This window comes from Pyxidicoccus fallax, assembly GCF_012933655.1.
GTDB classification, from domain to species: domain Bacteria; phylum Myxococcota; class Myxococcia; order Myxococcales; family Myxococcaceae; genus Myxococcus; species Myxococcus fallax.
This window is the reverse complement of sequence record NZ_JABBJJ010000649.1, coordinates 1-2,445: the sequence shown is the minus strand read 5'-3', so window position 1 is coordinate 2,445 and position 2,445 is coordinate 1. Positions and strand designations below refer to the sequence as shown.

General features: G+C 71.8%; 4 protein-coding genes. All 4 read right to left on the bottom strand.

Features of this window, described 5'->3' with window-relative positions:
• A partial coding sequence (locus HG543_RS53080; RefSeq protein WP_169352592.1) for a peptidase MA family metallohydrolase occupies positions 1-1,033 on the bottom strand: 1,033 nt, incomplete at its 3' end.
• Between the two features lie 12 nt (positions 1,034-1,045).
• Positions 1,046-1,345: a DUF167 family protein gene (locus HG543_RS53075; protein WP_169352591.1), complete on the bottom strand. Its 300-nt coding sequence runs from the start codon at positions 1,343-1,345 to the stop codon at positions 1,046-1,048.
• Positions 1,346-1,352: 7 nt separating this feature from the next.
• Entirely contained in the window at positions 1,353-1,880 is a 528-nt protein-coding gene (locus HG543_RS53070; protein ID WP_169352590.1) for a DivIVA domain-containing protein, read from the bottom strand.
• A gap of 118 nt (positions 1,881-1,998) precedes the next feature.
• A partial coding sequence (locus HG543_RS53065; RefSeq protein ID WP_246357947.1) for a HEAT repeat domain-containing protein occupies positions 1,999-2,445 on the bottom strand: 447 nt, incomplete at its 5' end.

Below are 2,445 nucleotides of genomic sequence, written 5' to 3'. Positions count from 1 at the left end.
CCTCCGCGGCGTCCTGGGCGGCCATCTCCTCCAGGCGCGCGGCCAGCACGCGCAGGGCGGCGTCCTCCGCGGCGTCCTGGGCGGCCATCTCCTCCAGGCGCGCGGCCTTCTGCTGGCGGCGGCGCAGGTACGCCGCCACGCACAGGCCGGAGGCCGCCAGCCACAGCAGCGCGGAGCTGGTGGTGAGCGGCAGCCAGCCGTAGCGCGCGGCCAGCCCCTCACGCCACTCCGTCTCCTCCACCAGCAGCGACGTGCGGAAGGCCTTGCCGAAGGCCTGCTCGAAGGGCTCGCCATTGCGCACCCCGTCCACCAGGAGGCCCATGGCCTGCGGGCCGTACTTCGCGGACAGGTGCGCCACGAAGGCGGCGCTCTGCGCGTAGGCGATTTCCACGTCCGCCGGGACGTCCGGCCACGCGTCCTCCAGGTCCTCGAAGTGGAAGACGCGCTCCTGCGTCACCGCGCGGAAGAGGGCCGAGTAGTGTGTGAGCGAGTAGTTCTCGCCGGTGACATTCTGGGCCACGCCCTCCTGGAACCAGCGGGGCCAGTCCTTCGCGAGCTGACCCAGCGCCACGTGCGCCAGCTCGTGCCGCAGCGTCTGCTGCCCGTCCGGCTCGTGGAGGCTCAGCGCGTTCAGCAGGATGATTTGATGCGCCGGGTAGGCCAGCGCCACGGCCCAGCCCGGAGGCCGGCCACCGGGCAGCGCCAGCGCCTCGAACTCCTCGCGCCCCACGCCGAGGCGGATCTCCGTCACGCCGGGCCAGTCCCGCCCGAGGATGTTCCCGAAGCCGTCGCGGATGCCTTCAATCTGCCTCGCCAGGTCCTGCGCCGCCACGGTGGCCGCCGCGGTGTGGAGGATGCGGAAGCGCCTCGTGGTGATTTCGCCGCTCACGCGCTCGGGGCGCCCCTGGGGCACCAGCACGGCGTCGTTCACCACCACCTCCCGCTCATGGGTTCCATGGGCGGCGCCCGGTTCCTGGGCCCGGGCGAAGGGCGAGGCCAGCAGCAGCAGGAGCAGGAGGAGCAGATGTCGCATGTGCGGGCGGCCTCACGTTTTCCCAGACATAACAGCCTCGGCCCGCGCCGCATCAACCCCCAGCACCGTCACGCGTTTTCGGCGCGACGCGTCACCCGCGGTGAGGCTCACCTGCCGGCGGGGGACACCGAGCTGCTTCGCGAGGAACTCCAGCAGGGCGGCGTTGGCCTCGCCGTCCACGGGGGGCGCGGCGAGCTGGAGCTTGAGGAGGCCGTCGTGCTCACCCACCACGCGCGTGCGCGAGGCGCGGGGCTGGACGAGGATGGCCAGCTCCACGCCGTCGGGGACGGACTTCAGCCAGGGCGGGGACACCTGACGGCTACTCGGAGACGTTGGCCTTCTTCTGGGACAGGTAGGCCACGTTGTCCTCGACGCGCGCGTAGTCGCGGTCCGCGAAGGACGGGCCCTTGAAGGTCTCCAGGAGCTTCTGGTGCGCGTCCAGCACGGAGCGAACCTGGGACTCGAACTGGGTGCGCTGGCGCTTCAGCTCGTTGATGTCCTCCACCACCTGGACGAGCCGCTGGTGGGCGCCGTGGACAATCTTTTCCGCCTGGTGCTCGGCGTCCGCGATGATGATTTCCGCCTCCTTCTTGGCGGCGGACTTGAGGTCCTCGCTGATGCGCTGGGCGGTGACCATCGTCTCCTGGAGGGTGCGCTCCCGCTCCTGGTGCTGCTCGAGCTTGAGCTGCGTGCGCTTCAGCTCCTCCTTGAGCGCGATGTTCTCCTTCACCACCTCCTCGAATTCGGTGGCGATCAGCTCGAGGTGGGCCTCCACCTCGCGGCGGGAGAAGCCGCGCAGGGCCGTTTCGAACCGCTTCTGCCGGATATCGAGCGGGGTGATCTTCATGGCCGCGCATTCTAGCGCGGGACGGTGACTTCACCAGGAATCGGCCCGGAGACAGGGCCGCGTGTCCACGGACTCCGGGTGCCTGCCTGCCTGCTCTCCAGGCGGGCGTCCCCGGGTGTCAGCGGGTGGCGGCGGGCGGGGCCTCCCACTGGGAGGCCACGGTGCGCGCGGCGTTCTGCACCGGAGCGGTGAGGCGCGCGTCCACCGCGGCGTCCTGCACCGTGCGCCGGGCGGTGACGGTGCGCTGGAAGACGAGCCCGTTGAGCGCCTGGATTTTGAGCGCGTCCGCCATGCGCGGGTGGCGCACCACGTTGCCGAGGATTTCCTCCGCGCGCGGGTGCTGGAAGAGGGCCACCGCGCGGAGCGCCGCCTGTTGGATGCGCGGGTTGGGGTCCCACATGAGCGTGGCCAGCGCGTCCAGGCCGCGCGCGTCGCCCAGCAGGGCCACGTCCTCGATGGCGATGGCGCGCACCTCCTCCGGGGCCGGCTTCACGGCCCACAGCAGGGCGCGCAGCAGGGCGGTGTCCTCCGGGGAGGCCGCCGGGGCGTCGCTGGAGGCCAGGGG